The 12,749-nt window shown below is 70.5% G+C and carries 18 protein-coding genes and 2 pseudogenes; 5 read left to right on the forward strand and 15 right to left on the reverse strand.

All coding sequences use genetic code 11. The annotated features are described in order from the left end of the window. Positions 1-199 precede the first annotated feature (199 nt). Entirely contained in the window at positions 200-370 is a 171-nt protein-coding gene (locus LP418_RS11120; protein WP_257956314.1) for a hypothetical protein, read from the forward strand. A 68-nt stretch (positions 371-438) separates the two neighbouring features. Continuing rightward, entirely contained in the window at positions 439-1,062 is a 624-nt protein-coding gene (locus tag LP418_RS11125) for a hypothetical protein (RefSeq protein WP_257956315.1), read from the forward strand. Here LP418_RS11125 and LP418_RS11130 read toward each other — a convergent pair whose 3' ends face one another. The 3 genes from LP418_RS11130 to LP418_RS11140 form a co-directional block, all read right to left on the reverse strand. Then, complete coding sequence (locus tag LP418_RS11130) at positions 1,063-1,230, reverse strand: hypothetical protein (protein ID WP_257956316.1); 168 nt, start codon at positions 1,228-1,230, stop codon at positions 1,063-1,065. A 57-nt stretch (positions 1,231-1,287) separates the two neighbouring features. Then, positions 1,288-2,352 (reverse strand): MFS transporter, encoded by a 1,065-nt coding sequence (locus LP418_RS11135; protein WP_257956317.1) that lies wholly within the window; start codon positions 2,350-2,352, stop codon positions 1,288-1,290. A 102-nt stretch (positions 2,353-2,454) separates the two neighbouring features. Beyond that, on the reverse strand, positions 2,455-2,754 hold the full coding sequence (locus LP418_RS11140; protein ID WP_257956318.1) for a hypothetical protein: 300 nt from the start codon (positions 2,752-2,754) through the stop codon (positions 2,455-2,457). Positions 2,755-2,839: 85 nt separating this feature from the next. On the opposite strand from LP418_RS11140, the gene LP418_RS11145 reads away from it, so the two are divergent. Beyond that, positions 2,840-3,343 (forward strand): hypothetical protein, encoded by a 504-nt coding sequence (locus LP418_RS11145; RefSeq protein ID WP_257956319.1) that lies wholly within the window; start codon positions 2,840-2,842, stop codon positions 3,341-3,343. Here the strand turns inward: LP418_RS11145 and LP418_RS11150 are convergent. The 6 genes and pseudogenes from LP418_RS11150 to LP418_RS11175 all read right to left on the reverse strand — a co-directional run bounded on the left by LP418_RS11150 (position 3,340) and on the right by LP418_RS11175 (position 6,543). Further along, positions 3,340-3,927, reverse strand: coding sequence for a TetR/AcrR family transcriptional regulator (locus LP418_RS11150; protein ID WP_257956320.1), 588 nt, complete (start codon positions 3,925-3,927; stop codon positions 3,340-3,342). The two genes, LP418_RS11145 and LP418_RS11150, sit on opposite strands and share 4 nt — an antisense overlap. Before the next feature lie 25 nt (positions 3,928-3,952). Beyond that, on the reverse strand, positions 3,953-4,144 hold the full coding sequence (locus tag LP418_RS11155; protein ID WP_257956321.1) for a ferredoxin: 192 nt from the start codon (positions 4,142-4,144) through the stop codon (positions 3,953-3,955). After that, the gene (locus LP418_RS30755; protein ID WP_336276060.1) at positions 4,144-4,473 is read right to left on the reverse strand and encodes a rubredoxin; all 330 of its coding nucleotides are present in this window, start codon (positions 4,471-4,473) and stop codon (positions 4,144-4,146) included. Before LP418_RS30755 ends, LP418_RS11155 begins: the two co-directional genes overlap by 1 nt. Before the next feature lie 111 nt (positions 4,474-4,584). Then, positions 4,585-4,749: pseudogene (locus LP418_RS11165) on the reverse strand (alkane 1-monooxygenase); the annotation flags it as partial. 123 nt (positions 4,750-4,872) lie between these two features. Next, positions 4,873-5,034 (reverse strand): hypothetical protein, encoded by a 162-nt coding sequence (locus LP418_RS11170; protein ID WP_257956322.1) that lies wholly within the window; start codon positions 5,032-5,034, stop codon positions 4,873-4,875. 807 nt (positions 5,035-5,841) lie between these two features. Beyond that, positions 5,842-6,543, reverse strand: a complete 702-nt coding sequence (locus tag LP418_RS11175) for a maleylpyruvate isomerase N-terminal domain-containing protein (RefSeq protein ID WP_257956323.1) — start codon at positions 6,541-6,543, stop codon at positions 5,842-5,844. 91 nt (positions 6,544-6,634) lie between these two features. On the opposite strand from LP418_RS11175, the gene LP418_RS11180 reads away from it, so the two are divergent. Next, positions 6,635-7,243, forward strand: a complete 609-nt coding sequence (locus LP418_RS11180) for an ROK family protein (RefSeq protein ID WP_336275967.1) — start codon at positions 6,635-6,637, stop codon at positions 7,241-7,243. A gap of 150 nt (positions 7,244-7,393) precedes the next feature. On the opposite strand, the gene LP418_RS11185 is transcribed toward LP418_RS11180, so the two are convergent. From LP418_RS11185 to LP418_RS33150, 4 genes and pseudogenes are all read right to left on the reverse strand, one after another. Then, a complete protein-coding gene (locus tag LP418_RS11185; protein WP_257956324.1) occupies positions 7,394-7,582 on the reverse strand; it encodes a hypothetical protein in 189 nt (62 codons plus the stop codon). A 95-nt stretch (positions 7,583-7,677) separates the two neighbouring features. After that, positions 7,678-8,400 (reverse strand): hypothetical protein, encoded by a 723-nt coding sequence (locus LP418_RS11190; protein WP_257956325.1) that lies wholly within the window; start codon positions 8,398-8,400, stop codon positions 7,678-7,680. Continuing rightward, positions 8,397-9,266, reverse strand: a complete 870-nt coding sequence (locus tag LP418_RS11195; protein ID WP_257956326.1) for an MFS transporter — start codon at positions 9,264-9,266, stop codon at positions 8,397-8,399. The genes LP418_RS11190 and LP418_RS11195 overlap by 4 nt, the downstream gene beginning before the upstream one ends. 566 nt (positions 9,267-9,832) lie before the next feature. Further along, positions 9,833-11,213, reverse strand: a pseudogene (locus tag LP418_RS33150) (NAD-dependent malic enzyme). Positions 11,214-11,434: 221 nt separating this feature from the next. Here LP418_RS33150 and LP418_RS11205 point away from each other — a divergent pair. Beyond that, positions 11,435-11,725 (forward strand): GNAT family N-acetyltransferase, encoded by a 291-nt coding sequence (locus LP418_RS11205; RefSeq protein ID WP_257956327.1) that lies wholly within the window; start codon positions 11,435-11,437, stop codon positions 11,723-11,725. A gap of 1 nt (position 11,726) precedes the next feature. On the opposite strand, the gene LP418_RS11210 is transcribed toward LP418_RS11205, so the two are convergent. Together LP418_RS11210 and LP418_RS11215 are read right to left on the reverse strand one after the other, a co-directional pair. After that, positions 11,727-12,206: a glutathione peroxidase gene (locus LP418_RS11210; protein ID WP_257956328.1), complete on the reverse strand. Its 480-nt coding sequence runs from the start codon at positions 12,204-12,206 to the stop codon at positions 11,727-11,729. Then, positions 12,203-12,655 carry a hypothetical protein gene (locus LP418_RS11215; RefSeq protein ID WP_257956329.1) on the reverse strand — a complete coding sequence of 151 codons (453 nt, stop codon included), beginning with the start codon at positions 12,653-12,655 and terminating at the stop codon, positions 12,203-12,205. The genes LP418_RS11210 and LP418_RS11215 overlap by 4 nt, the downstream gene beginning before the upstream one ends. Positions 12,656-12,749 lie beyond the last annotated feature (94 nt).

A 12,749-nucleotide genomic window follows, 5' to 3' on the forward strand; every position in this document is an offset into this window, starting at 1 on the left:
GCCTCTACGTGAGCGCTCACTCGATCGCGAGCCCGGCGGAAGTCCTAAGGCGCATCGGCATCGAGCCTCCGCCGTACGCCGAAGGCGACTGCTTCCCTCACGGTGGTGATGCGCACCCAAGGACTCCGCCCGCGGTTGCTCGCCGAGGCCCTCGAAGGACTCTCCGAGCAGACCGACCACGATTTCCGAAGTGATCGTGGTGCGACACCGCACCTCTGCGACGGCCGCCACGGCCGTGGACCACGTGATCGCCTCCGCGTCTCCCGAGCTGCGGATCACCGTGCTCGACCTCGACACCGGCGGCCGTGGGGCGCCGCTCAACGTCGGCTTCGAGCGGGCGGCAGGCCGCCTACGTCGTTGCGCTCGATGACGACGACCTCGTGCTCCCGCACTGGGTGGCGGACTTCCGCTCCTTGCACGAGCGCGCCCCCGGGGCGGGTGCTGCGGACCAACGCGTTGCGACAGGACGTCGAGGCGGTCGAGGCCGACGGCGAGGTCATGGCTCGCGAGGTGCTGGCACCCCGGGAGGCCCGGCCGCTGGACTTCCAGCTGCTCGACCACCTGTTGATGAACCAGACCCCCAACATGACGGTCGCCTTCCCGCGGGAGGTCTTCCACGACCTCGGCGAGCGCTTCGACGAGGACCTCGACACGACCGAGGACTGGGACTTCCTGATGCGGGCCGCCACCCTCGTCGGCGTCGTCGGGTCGGAGGAGTTCACCGCCCACTACCGCTGGTGGGTGGACGGTGGCTCCAGCCACGCTCTCCACGACGACGAGCAGTGGGCGCGCAACCACGACCTTGTCCAGCGCAAGCTCGATGAACGAGTCCTGCTGCTGCCCCACGGGACGGTGCAGCGCCTCCGGGAGCTGGTCGAGCTGCCCCGGATCACGCTCGCGGAGGTGACTGCCGAGCGCGACCGGCTGGCGGCGGCCAACGCCGAGCTCCGAGGAGCGGGTCGGCACGCTGAAGAAGAAGCTGGCGCGCAAGCGGCGCCAGCTCGAGGCGTCAGAAAAGCCGGCCAGCCCTCGGCTGTTCGGCCGTCGGCGCCCGTCGGCTGACTAACGAGGCAGCCGCTTCGGGATCGTCAGCCATGACACGACGCCGCCGAGTGCGAGCAGGGCAGCACAGGCCAGCATCGCGGTCGGGTACGCCGCGTCGAAGACCAGCGGGTCGGCGTACTCGTCCCCGGACAACCCGACCACCGTCGGTAGGGCCGCGACGGCCATCAGGGAGCCGGCGGCGCGACGGCGTTGTTGATGCCGCTGGCGATGCCGGCCTTGTCGTCAGGGGCGGCCGCCAGCACGGTGGCCGTCAGCGGCGCGACCATCAGGGCCGGGCCGAGGCCGAAGACGGTGACGCCGGGGAAGACGTCGATCCAGTAGTTCACGTCCGCGTCGGCACCGAGGACGAAGAGGAGGCCGAGCGCCATCACCAGCGGCCCGACGGTCATCGGGATCCGCGGGCCGATGCGGCTGCCGAGCTCGCCCCCCTTCGCCGCGAGGAAGAGCATGCAGAGCGTGATCGGCAGCGTCGCCGAGGCCGGCTTGGAGGGCGTTGTAGCCGGCGACGGTCTGGAGCTGGATCACCGGGAAGAAGGACATCGCGCCGAGGGCGGCGTAGACGAGGAAGGTCATCGCGTTGGAGGCGCTGAAGGTGCGGTCACGGTAGAGCCCGAGCGGCATCATCGGCACCTCCTCGCGGTGTTCGAGCATCACGAACGCGACCGCTGCGATCAGGCCCGCGGCCCCGGCCCGGGAGCGCCTTCCCCGCCCCACTCGATCAGGGCGTAGGTGATGCCACCGAGGGCCGGGGACGCGAGCACGGCGCCCAGCACGTCGAAGTGTCCGGACGCATGGGGGTCGCGGGTCTCCGGCACCGACCGCCGGGCGATGAGGACGGTCGCGACCGCGAGCGGCAGGTTGATCAGGAAGATCCAGCGCCACGAAGCGTGGTCGACGAGCACGCCGCCGACGAACGGCCCGATCGCGGCCGCCACGCCGCCCGGGCCTGACCCGGGCGCCGATGGCCTTGCCGCGGTCGTCGGGCACGAAGGCGCCCCGGATCATCGCCGGGCTGCCGGGCGTGAGCATCGCACCGCCGACGCCTTGCAGGATGCGGGCCACGATCAGGGTCTCGGCGTTGGGCGCGAGCCCGCACAGGACGCTGGCGAGCGCGAACCAGATGGTGCCGACGATGAACATCCTGCGCCGGCCGAGCCGGTCGCCCAGCGAGCCGCCGAGCAGGATCAGCGCGGCCAGCGAGACGAGGTAGCCGTTGTTGATCCATTGCAGCTGGGCCAGCGACGCGTCGAGGTCCTCGCCGATCGTGCGCAGCGCGACGTTGACCACGCTGCCGTCGAGCCGAGGTCATCCCGGAGCCGAGAACCGCCGCCGCGATGACGGACCGGCCACCCGCCGTACCCATCCGAAGGCCTGCGGGCTGCGAAGACGTCACGTGCCCGACAATAGAATGAATCCGTGACTCGCCCCCGCCTGCTCGAGGCCCGCCGCGCGGAGCATGTCGAGAAACTTGGCGAGGACCACCCGCCGATCGACTTGGCCACCGTCGACTTCACCGTCCGCGACCCCGAGGCGTTCTCCGCGCGGTTCGGCCACGTGCTGGACTACATGGCGCGCGTCGAGCTCGAGGTCGACCGCAACGTGCTCGAGCTGATGACGATGCTGCCCGACCCGCCCGAGGTCGACCGCCACTTCTACGCCGACGTGTGGCAGCCGCAGGAGATCCGTCACGGGCTGATCCTCGACGAGCTGCAGACCCGCATCGGGCGGCCGCCGGCCACTCCCCGACACGGACCACGTCGGGGCCAAGATCAAGGTGCTCGGCGCACTCGGTCGGATCGACAAGATCCGGGACGTCACCCGGATGCTCTACTACCTCACCGGCATGGCCACCGAGCGCTCGGCAGTGCTCGCCTACAACCTGCTCCACGACGGCGTGCGCGAGATGGGCGAGACCGCGATCAGCGACACCGTCGTCGCGCCGATCCGGCGCCGGGAGCCGGGCCACTACGCGTTCTACAAGATGTCGTCGCAGGGTCTCGCGGCCCAGCTCGCGCCCCGGCAGCGCTTCCTCGTACGCCGCCTGCGGACCATCTCCTTCGCGCCGGTCGGCGTCAACAACGACGAGCAACGCGCCGACTTCGGCGACCTGATGCTCGCGTTGGGCATCACCGACGACCCGGACAGCTTCGCCGAGACCATCGCCCGCGTCGAGCGCGAGCTGCTGTGGGCACGCGAGGCGGGGATGAAGGTGCCGCCCTACATCGTGGCCGGCTTCCGGTCAGCGGTCGAGGCCTCGAGGGCGAGGGCCGCGAACTAGTCCTCGAGCACGCGCCGGGCCACGAAGGCCAGCGTGGCGGCGGTCCGCGCGGGCGTGCCGCTCGGCTGCATGACGTGGCTGAGCACGACCCGCACGACCATGTCGATCGCGCCGTCGAGCTCCTCGCGCGTGAGGTGCGACTTGTAGGCGGCGACCCGCTCTCCGACGACCACCTTGGCGAGGTCGAGGAGCTGGGTGGAGTGCGTGGTCAACAGCGGCAGCAGCTCCGTGTCGGCGCCGTGCGTGGCCGAGACCACGGCGTGCAGCAGGGGGTTGTCCTGCGCGAGCTCGAGGACGGCGAGGATGGCCGCCCGGATCGCGTCGGGCAGGTCGTCCGGGTGCTGGTCGAAGGCGTTGGTGACGAGGGCCGGGAAGTTGTCGAGCTCGGTCAGGATCATCGCCTCCGCCAAGGCGTTCTTGGTGCCGATCTCGTTGTAGACCGTCTGCCGGCTGACCCCGACCGCTCGGGCCAGCCGCGACATGGTCACGTGCGCCCAGCCGTCGTTCGTGGTCATCTCCACCGCGACCGCGATCATCCGCTGCCGCAGGCTGATCTCCCCCTCGAGTCCCACCTGCCCCGTCATGCGTCGAATTCTAGGGAACGCGAGGTCACTCAACGAGACTCAGTGCCTGCACCGGACAGGAGGCGACCGCAGCCCTGACCTCCTTGTGGTCCGATTCCGCCGGGGTCTCGTCGAGCACGTGCATCACGTCGTCGTCGTCGACCTCGAAGAACTGGTGCGCCATCGACTCGCACATCCCGATCCCCTCGCACACGTCACGATCGACCACGATCCTCATCAGGCTTCCACCTTGCTGGGGTCGAACGGCACGAAGTCGGCCTTCTCCCGCACACCACAGTCGGGGCAACACCAGTCGGCCGGGATGTCGGCCCACGCCGTGCCGGCGGCGAAGCCCTCGTGCTCGTCGCCAGCGGCGACCTCGTAGACGTAGGAGCAGCCGGGGCACCGGGCCGCGAGCACCTCCTCGACCAGCAGACCGGGGGTGACGTCCTCGAGGAGGGTCGGCTCTCGGACCGGCATGTCCGCGGCGTAGCGGGCGATGTACAACTCGCGCTTGCGGGGGCTGATGTTGGCCCGGCTCACGTCACCACCGAAGTGCTTGACCACCCGGGGGTCCATCACTCGGCGCCATACGGCAGGAACGATCGCGAGGACGATCATCCCGGCATAGCCCGTGGGCAGGACCGGAGACTCCTCGAAGTCGCGCAGGGCCCGGTAGCGGCGGGTCGGGTTGGCGTGGTGGTCGCTGTGACGCTGCAGGTGGTAGAGCAGCACGTTGGTGGCGATGTTGTTGGAGTTCCAGCTGTGGCTGGGCAGGACCCGCTCGTAGCGCTGGCGCTCGGCGTTGCCGACCTTCTGCCGCAGCATGCCGTAGTGCTCCATGTAGTTGACGACCTCGAGGAGCGAGAAGCCGATGACGGCCCTGGATCAGCAGGAAGGGAACGATCTCGAGGCCGAGCCGGGCGACCGGGGCGCCCCACAGCACGGCGGTCATCAGCCGGGCGTTCAGCACGTCGTTGCCGAGACGGAACGGGTGCTGCTTCTTGCGCGCGTAGCGGCGCTTCTCCAGTGCCGGGCGGACTTGAGGGAGCCACCAACCGTGCGCGGCCAGAACTGGTAGAAGTTCTCGCCCGGGCGACTGCTCGCGGGGTCCTCCGGCGTTGCCACGCGGACGTGGTGGCCCCCGGTTGTGCTCGATGTAGAAGTGGCCGTAGGCGACCTGCGCGAGCGCGATCTTGGAGAGCCAGCGCTCGTTGGCCTCCTTCTTGTGGCCGAGCTCGTGCGCGGTGTTGATCCCGATGCCGCCCACGCAGCCGATCGAGATCGCCAGCGCGATCTTGTCGATCGTGGACAGGGCCAGCACGCCCGTGAACGCGGCCGGCAGCGCGTCCTGTGCCCGGGCCGTCACCCCCGACCGGGTCGATCAGCCGGGCCACCGGGTTGTAGCCGGCCACGATCGCCATCGCGCCGACCAAACCGACGTACTGGATCGGCAGGTAGAGGTAGGTCACCCAGCGGTAGTAACGGTCCGCCTCGAGCGCCTCGATCACGTCATCGGGCGGGTTGGAGCGGTCGAGTCCCGTCATCAGGTCGATCGCGGGCACGACGAGCAGGATGATGATCGGTCCGAGCCAGAGCCAGATGCCCCAGCCGGTGGCCGCGAAGCCGACGATCGCCAAGATGGCCGGGCTCGGGACGACCGGGCCGATGAGCCAGAGATATCGCTTCGAGTCCTTCCACCCCTCGGTCGATCCCCTGGGGGGATGGTGCCGCTCATGGAGTCACTGAGGCTCATGGACCTGACCCTTCCGTCTGCTCAACACTGATTTACAGAACGATACGTTTTGTAAAGCAATCTGTAAACCACTGTGACAAGATTCCTCAGGGTCAGGCTGCTACCAGGTGACCTGCGCGCTGTCGCGCCACTCGTCCCAACCGGGCCCGTCGTCCGGACCGTCGCTCGGTGTCGCCTCGTCACTGCGGTTCCACAGCGTCAGGTAGAGCGCGACCGCCGAGCCGGTGAGCTCGACGTCGGCCGACGGGGCCGCGCCGCTGAAGGTCGTCGTGACGGGAGGGCCCGCGCTGAGCTCGACCAGCCAGCCCCTCTCCCCCTCCTCGGGTCGTACGGCGATGCGCCGCCCCTCGTCGGAGCGCAACCGCGACACCGGGCGGGGCAGGGAAGCCGCTCAGTAGCTCATCGATCCCGTCGAGGGCGACCTCGGCACCGATCCGGGTCGCGTCGGCGGCCACCGGATAGCGGCCCAACGACGCGGCCAGCGCGTCGACCGCGTGGATCGTCGTCTCGTGGCACTGTCGGCGGGCCCAGAAGCGACGAGGACTCGGCGCGTCGGCCGGGAACACCAGCGCATCGAGGTCGGCCGGCGCGGCGCTGATGGCGGTCACCACCTCGATCGCGCCGTCGCGCAGCCACTCGAAGGGGTCGGGTGCGGCCCGGCCCTCTCGCTCCCACCGGTCGGGCGTCTGCTCCGCGCCGGTCACCACGGCCGCGGCCCACCGGTGCACCATTCCCTGATGGGCGAGGAGTCGCCGCACGGTCCAGTCGGGGGTCGTCGGCACCGGCGCTGCGAGGCCGGCGCGGTCGGCGTACCGCACCATCGCGACCATCGCCGTGCGCACACCCTCGAGGTGTGCGGCGACCTCGAGCGTGGTGGACATGCGTCAACGGTCGCAGAGAGCGGGCCCGAGGCAGGAACGATTTTCCGGCCCTCGGTCGCCGCCGTGACCGAGAGTCGGGCAGGGTAGGCACATGAGTGAGAACCCCATCGGGATCGACTTCGGCGGCACCGGCATCAAGGCGGCGGCCGTCGACCTCGGCGTCGGCGACTTCGCGAGCGATCGCGAGAAGATCCAGACGCCGAGACCGGCCACCCCCGCCGCAGTGTCCGAGGTCTTCGTCGAGCTGGTCGGACGGTTCCCCGCGTCCACGTCACCGGTCGGTGTGACGGTGCCGGGCGTCGTACGACACGGAGTCGTGCACTCGGCCGCCAACATCGACCCGAGCTGGATCGGCGCCGATGCCGATGCGATCTTCACCGAGGCCCTCGGCCGCGAGGTGCACGTCGTCAACGACGCCGACGCGGCCGGGCTGGCCGAGGTCGAGTTCGGGTGCGGCGAAGGGCCAGCGCGGCCCGGTCATCGTCACCACGCTCGGCACCGGGATCGGCTCGGCGCTGATCCACGACGGGATCCCGGTCCCCAACTCCGAGCTCAGGGCACCTCGAGATCGACGGCCACGACGCCGAGTCCCGGGCGGCCAACTCGGCGCGCGAGAACGAGGAGCTCTCCTACCCCGTCTGGGCCGAGCGGCTCACGACCTACTACCGCACCGTCGAGCGGCTCTTCTCGCCCGAGCTGATCGTCGTCGGCGGCGGCGTCAGCAAGAGCTTCGACCAGTTCGGCCCGCTGATCGACATCGCGACCCCGATCGTGCCGGCGACGTTGCGCAACAAGGCGGGCATCATCGGCGCCGCCCCGGTCTCGTCGCGCGCAGGCTCCTAGAAGGCCCTCAGTCGCCCTTGCGGGGACCGATCAGCCGGTCACGCAGCGAGCGGTGGGCCTTGCGCTGCTCGGGGACGACGATCGGGGCCGCCCGGTACCAGTTCAGCTCCTTGAACCCGGCCCGGTTGAAGCCCTCGTGGAAGACGTAGTTGTCACCGCACTCGCAGACCCAGCGCGCGTCGAGCTCGTACTCCACCCCCGGCCTCGGCGCGTTCCGGCAGCTCCGGGCACACATGAACCTTGTTGGTCAGCACGAGCGTCTCCATCCCCATAGGAAAGCGTGCCTCGACGCTAGGCCGCCGGGACGAGATCGGGCGTGGCCGTTGCGGGAAGTTCGCCATTTGTGGGTATGGCGGCGCGTGCCCCCAGCACTCGACGGGCGGCGAGCGCCGTGCCGATGAGAGCCAGCCCGCCGAGCACGCCGACGACGTTGTAGCCGTCGGTGAAGGCCGACTGGGCGGCGTACACGATCTGGGTGGCGACGTCGGGTGACTGGGCGGCCGCGGCCGGTGCGGAGCTGACGCCCTCGGTGGCCAGCTCGGCGGAGGCACGCGAGGTGCCCGCGGGCAGCACGCCCGGCAGCAGGCCGCGGTAGATCGCGGTGACGGCCGTGCCGAGGGTGGCGACGCCCATCGCGATGCCGAGCTCGCCGCAGGTCTCCATCAGTGAGGCGGCGGAGCCGGCGCGCTCCGGGGCGCGGCGCCCATGACGAGGTTCATCACCAGCGACATCGGCACGCTGACGCCGCCGGCGGCCAGCACCATCGCGACCGGGTGCAGCGCGAGCGAGTCGGTGTCGATGACGCCGAGCAGGAGCAGCCCGGAGCCGGCGACGAGCAGCCCGCCGACGACCCGGGCGCACCGTGTCGAAGCGCAGGTCGAGCCGCGGCGCGAGCAGGGTGCCGGCCAGCATCACCGGGTTCTGCGGGACCAGCCACGCGCCGACCTGCAGCGGGGAGAGGCCGACGACGCTCTGCAGGTAGATCGCGGCGGCGTAGGACAGGCCGGCCATCACGACGCCGGTGACCGGGGAAGGTGGCGAGCCCGACGGTGAAGCGCCTGTTCTCGAACAGCGCCGGGTCGACCAGCGGGTCCTCCAGCCGGCGCTGGCGGCGGACGAACACGGTGCCCGCGACGGCGCTGACGACCGGGGGCGACGACCGCCGTGATGAGGTGCTCGCCGCGGGCCAGCTCCTTGAGGGCGTGGACTCCGGGCAGGATCGTGACGAGGGACAGCGCGACCGACGCGACGTCCGGCATCGCGTGTCCGCCGCTGCGCGGGGAGTCGGGCAGCAGCCTTGGTGCGACCATGACCAGCAGCACCATCACCGGCACGCCGATCAGGAACGCCGAGCCCCACCAGAACCGCTCGAGCAGCGCGCCACCGACGATCGGCCCGGCGGTCATCCCGCCCATGAAGCACGCCATCCAGATGCTGATCGCCTGCCCCATCTGCTCGGGCCGCGGGAACATGTGCCGGATCAGCGCCATCGTCGACGGCATCAGCGTGGCGCCGGCAACGCCGAGGAGGGCGCGGGCGGCGATCAGCATCTCGGGGCTCTGTGCGTACGCCGCCAGCACACTCACCGCACCGAACGCGACGCCGCCCACGAGGAGCAGTCGGCGGCTGCCGATCCGGTCCGCGAGCCCGCCCATCGTGACGAGCAGTCCGGCGAGCAGGAAGGAGTAGATGTCGAGGATCCACAGCTGTTGGGTGCTGGTCGCGCCGAGCTCACGGCTGAGCGTGGGCAGGGCGACGTACAGGACGCTCACGTCGATCGAGATGAGCAGGGTCGGCAGCGTCAGGACGGCCAGCCCGATCCACTCCCGTCTCGTGGCCCGCGGGGCTTCGGTCGTCTCTCGGCTGGTGCCGATGCTCATGGCGTGCGTCCTGTCGGTTCGTGGGTGTCTTCACCCACTCCACGAACGGGGTGCGCCGGATTCGACATCCGCGGGCCGAGAAATTCGCGGGTCTCGACAACGTCCGACGAAGCGGTGGTCCGCGCTACCGGGTCGTCGGACGTCCCGGCAGAACGTCCGACGCCGCGGTTGCCGCACCGTCGGACGCAGGCGCGCCCCCGGCGCGGGGTGCGCCCGGGAGGGGCCCCTTTTCGGTGCCACACCCGCGACACGCCGTACGGCGAAAGCGACACACCGCAGTGAACGGCAGGCCGGGGAAGAGCCGGCCCTCACGCGCTTCACCCAACAACGTCCGACGAAGCGGCGGTCCGCGCTACCGGGTCGTCGGACGTCTCGGCGAACGGATCTTCGCGGTGCCCTCGTCGAGGTCGGCGCGCGCCCGGGCCGGGTCGAAGACCAGCATGCCCCGACGGTAGTCCAGTGGCAGACGGTCGCCGGACAGTCCTCCGGACAGCCATCTGCCACTGGACTACCCGGGGGCAGGGCCGGGAAAGGCTCGCGGCAGGCCCGGGTGCCGGGAGCGGCCCTCAGATCTCCTTGCCGCTGATCGCGGCGGCGACGCGCTTGGCGACGTCGGGGTGGAAGACGCTCGGGATGATGAAGGACGCGTTGAGCTCCTCGTCGCTGACCACGTTGGCCAGCGCCGACGCGGCGCGCAGCAGCATCTCGGTGGTGACGTCCTCGGCACGCGCGTCGAGCAGTCCGCGGAAGACGCCGGGGAAGGCGAGCACGTTGTTGATCTGGTTGGGGTAGTCGGAGCGGCCGCTGGCGACGACGGCGGCGTACTTCGCGGCGGCCGCCGGGTCGACCTCGGGGTCGGGGTTGGCCAGCGCGAAGACGATGGCGTCGGCGGCCATGTCGGCGATCCACCCCGGCTGCAGGATGCCGGGCGCGCTGACGCCCACGAACACGTCGGCGTCGCGGAGCACCTCCTGCAGCGAGCCGGTGGCGGCGCGCGGGTTGGTCGCGAGCGCGAGCTCGGCTCTGGGCGGGCGGCAACGTCTCGTCGCCAGCGGCCAGCGCGCCGGCCCGGTCCACGACGACCACGTCGTGGGCCCCGGCCGCGAGCAGCAGGGTCACGATCGCCGTACCGGCGGCGCCTGCGCCCGAGACCACGATCCGCACCGTCGGCAGCGACTTCTTCACGCAGCGCAACGCGTTGGTCAGCGCCGCGAGCACCACGATCGCGGTGCCGTGCTGATCGTCGTGGAAGACCGGGATGTCGAGCGACTCGCGCAGGCGCGCCTCGATCTCGAAGCAGCGGGGAGCGGCGATGTCCTCGAGGTTGATGCCGCCGAAGCCGGGCGCGATCATCTCGACGGCCTTGACGATCTCGTCGGTGTCCCGGGTGGCCGGGCAGATCGGCCGGGCGTCGATGTCGGCGAACCGCTTGAACAGCGCGGCCTTGCCCTCCATCACCGGGAGCGCGGCGCCGGGACCGATGTTGCCGAGCCCTAGCACGGCCGAGCCGTCGGTGACGACCGCCACGGAGTTGCCCTTGATCGTCAGCCGACGCACGTCTTCCGGGTTGTCGTGGATCGCCATCGAGACCCGCCCGACGCCGAGCGTGTAGGCCATCGAGAGGTCGTCGCGGGTGCGCAGCGGGACCTTCGACTCGACCTTGATCTTGCCGCCGATGTGTAGCAGGAAGGTGCGGTCGGAGACCTTGTAGACCTCGACGCCCCGGATCCCCTCGACGGCCTTGACGAGCTCCTCGGAGTGCGGCTGGTCCGCGGCGGAGCAGGTGACGTCGACGACGAGCCGGTCGTGGCGCGACTCCGCGACGTCGATCGCGGTGACGATCCCGCCGCCCTCCGCGATGGTGGTCGCGACGGTGCCGACGACGCCGTGGTCGGGTGCGGTGTGCAGCCGCATGGTGATCGAGTAGGACGATGCTGTGGCTGCCATGGTCCGACTCTCGACCCGGGCGTGGGTTACGGGCAAGTCACATCGCGCCGGGGGTGCCTCTCAACCCTCGGCCGTCGCGAGCATCGTCCGGGGCGTGCGATGGCAAGGCGGAGGAGGGAGACATGGCGGAGCCATGGCGACTGACGACAACGCAGCCAGCGTGCGTGCCGGGCGGTGCGCAGCAGGCCATGGGGTTGAGAGACACCCCTTAGGCTCGCCCTATGAGCGAAAACGCCGATGTCACCACCCGTGACAATCCCGAGGCCGGCCAGTTCGAGATCCTCGTCGGCGACGTCGTGGCCGGGTTCACGCAGTACTCCGTGCGCGACGGCGTGTCGACGATGCCGCACACCGTCGTCGACAAGGCATTCGACGGACAGGGGCTGGGCAGCAAGCTCGCCGTCTTCGCCCTCGACACGCTTCGCGAGCGCGGCCTCAAGGTCCGCCCGCTGTGCCCGTTCATCAAGGGCTACATCGAGCGGCACGAGGCGTACGCCGACCTCGTGGTCTGACCTACAGGGCCTTCTCGATCTCGTCGGCCAGCTTGGCCGGCTCGGTGGTCGGCGAGTGCCGGGAGATGACCTCGCCGTCGCGCCCGATCAGGAACTTGGTGAAGTTCCAGTTGATCCGGCCGCCGAGCAGGCCGCCCTTCTGCTTGCGCAGCCACTTGTAGAGCGGGTGCGCGCCCTTGCCGTTGACGTCGACCTTGGCGAACAGCGGGAAGTCGACGCCGAAGTTGCGCTCGCAGAACGCCGCGATCTCGTCCTCGGCGGCCGGCTCCCGGTGGCCGAACTGGTCGCACGGGAAGCCCGGGACGGTGAACCCGTCGTCGCCGTACTTGTCCTGCAGCTCCTGCAGGCCCTTGTACTGCGGGGTGAAACCGCACTTGGAGGCGGTGTTCACCACGAGCACCACCTGACCCTTGTACGCCGCAAGGTCGGTGTCGGTCCCGTCGATCGCGGGCGCGGAGAAGTCGTGGATCGTCGTCGTCATGTGAGTCCTTCGTCGTCGGGCGTCTCCCGGATTGCCCGGGATCGTCGCCACAGCAGCCAGAACAGCGCGAGGAGCAGCGCGTCGAGCACCAGCGTGATGTACAGGCCCGAGCGGTGCGACACCTGCCCCTCGACGATCGCGGCCTCCGGCTTGCCCTCGAGCACGCGCACGGGGACCGTGCCGGTCTCCGCCGCCTTGTCGTACGCCGATGCGTCGACCTCCGCAGGCCACGCCTGCTGCTCGGAGTCGAGCTCCGCAGGCAGCCGGTAGGCCAGCCACCAGCTCGGCTCGTCGACCGTGCCCGGGTTGCGCGTCTCGGTCACCTCGGCGACCACGTCGACGCCGTTGCGCTCGACCGATGCGCGCGTCCACGTCGAGTCCACGAGCGGCATGTTGACGAGCACGACCATCACCGCGATCAGCGCCCAGCTGGAGCGGGAGACCCTCACGCCGGCCACGGTTCGGCCCAGGTGCCGACGCGCGCGACGACTGGTCGAGCCCGACCCGCTCCCGCACCCGGTGGTCGCGCTCGGCGGTCCGCTC

Source organism: Nocardioides sp. B-3 (assembly GCF_024703895.1).
GTDB lineage: Bacteria > Actinomycetota > Actinomycetes > Propionibacteriales > Nocardioidaceae > Nocardioides.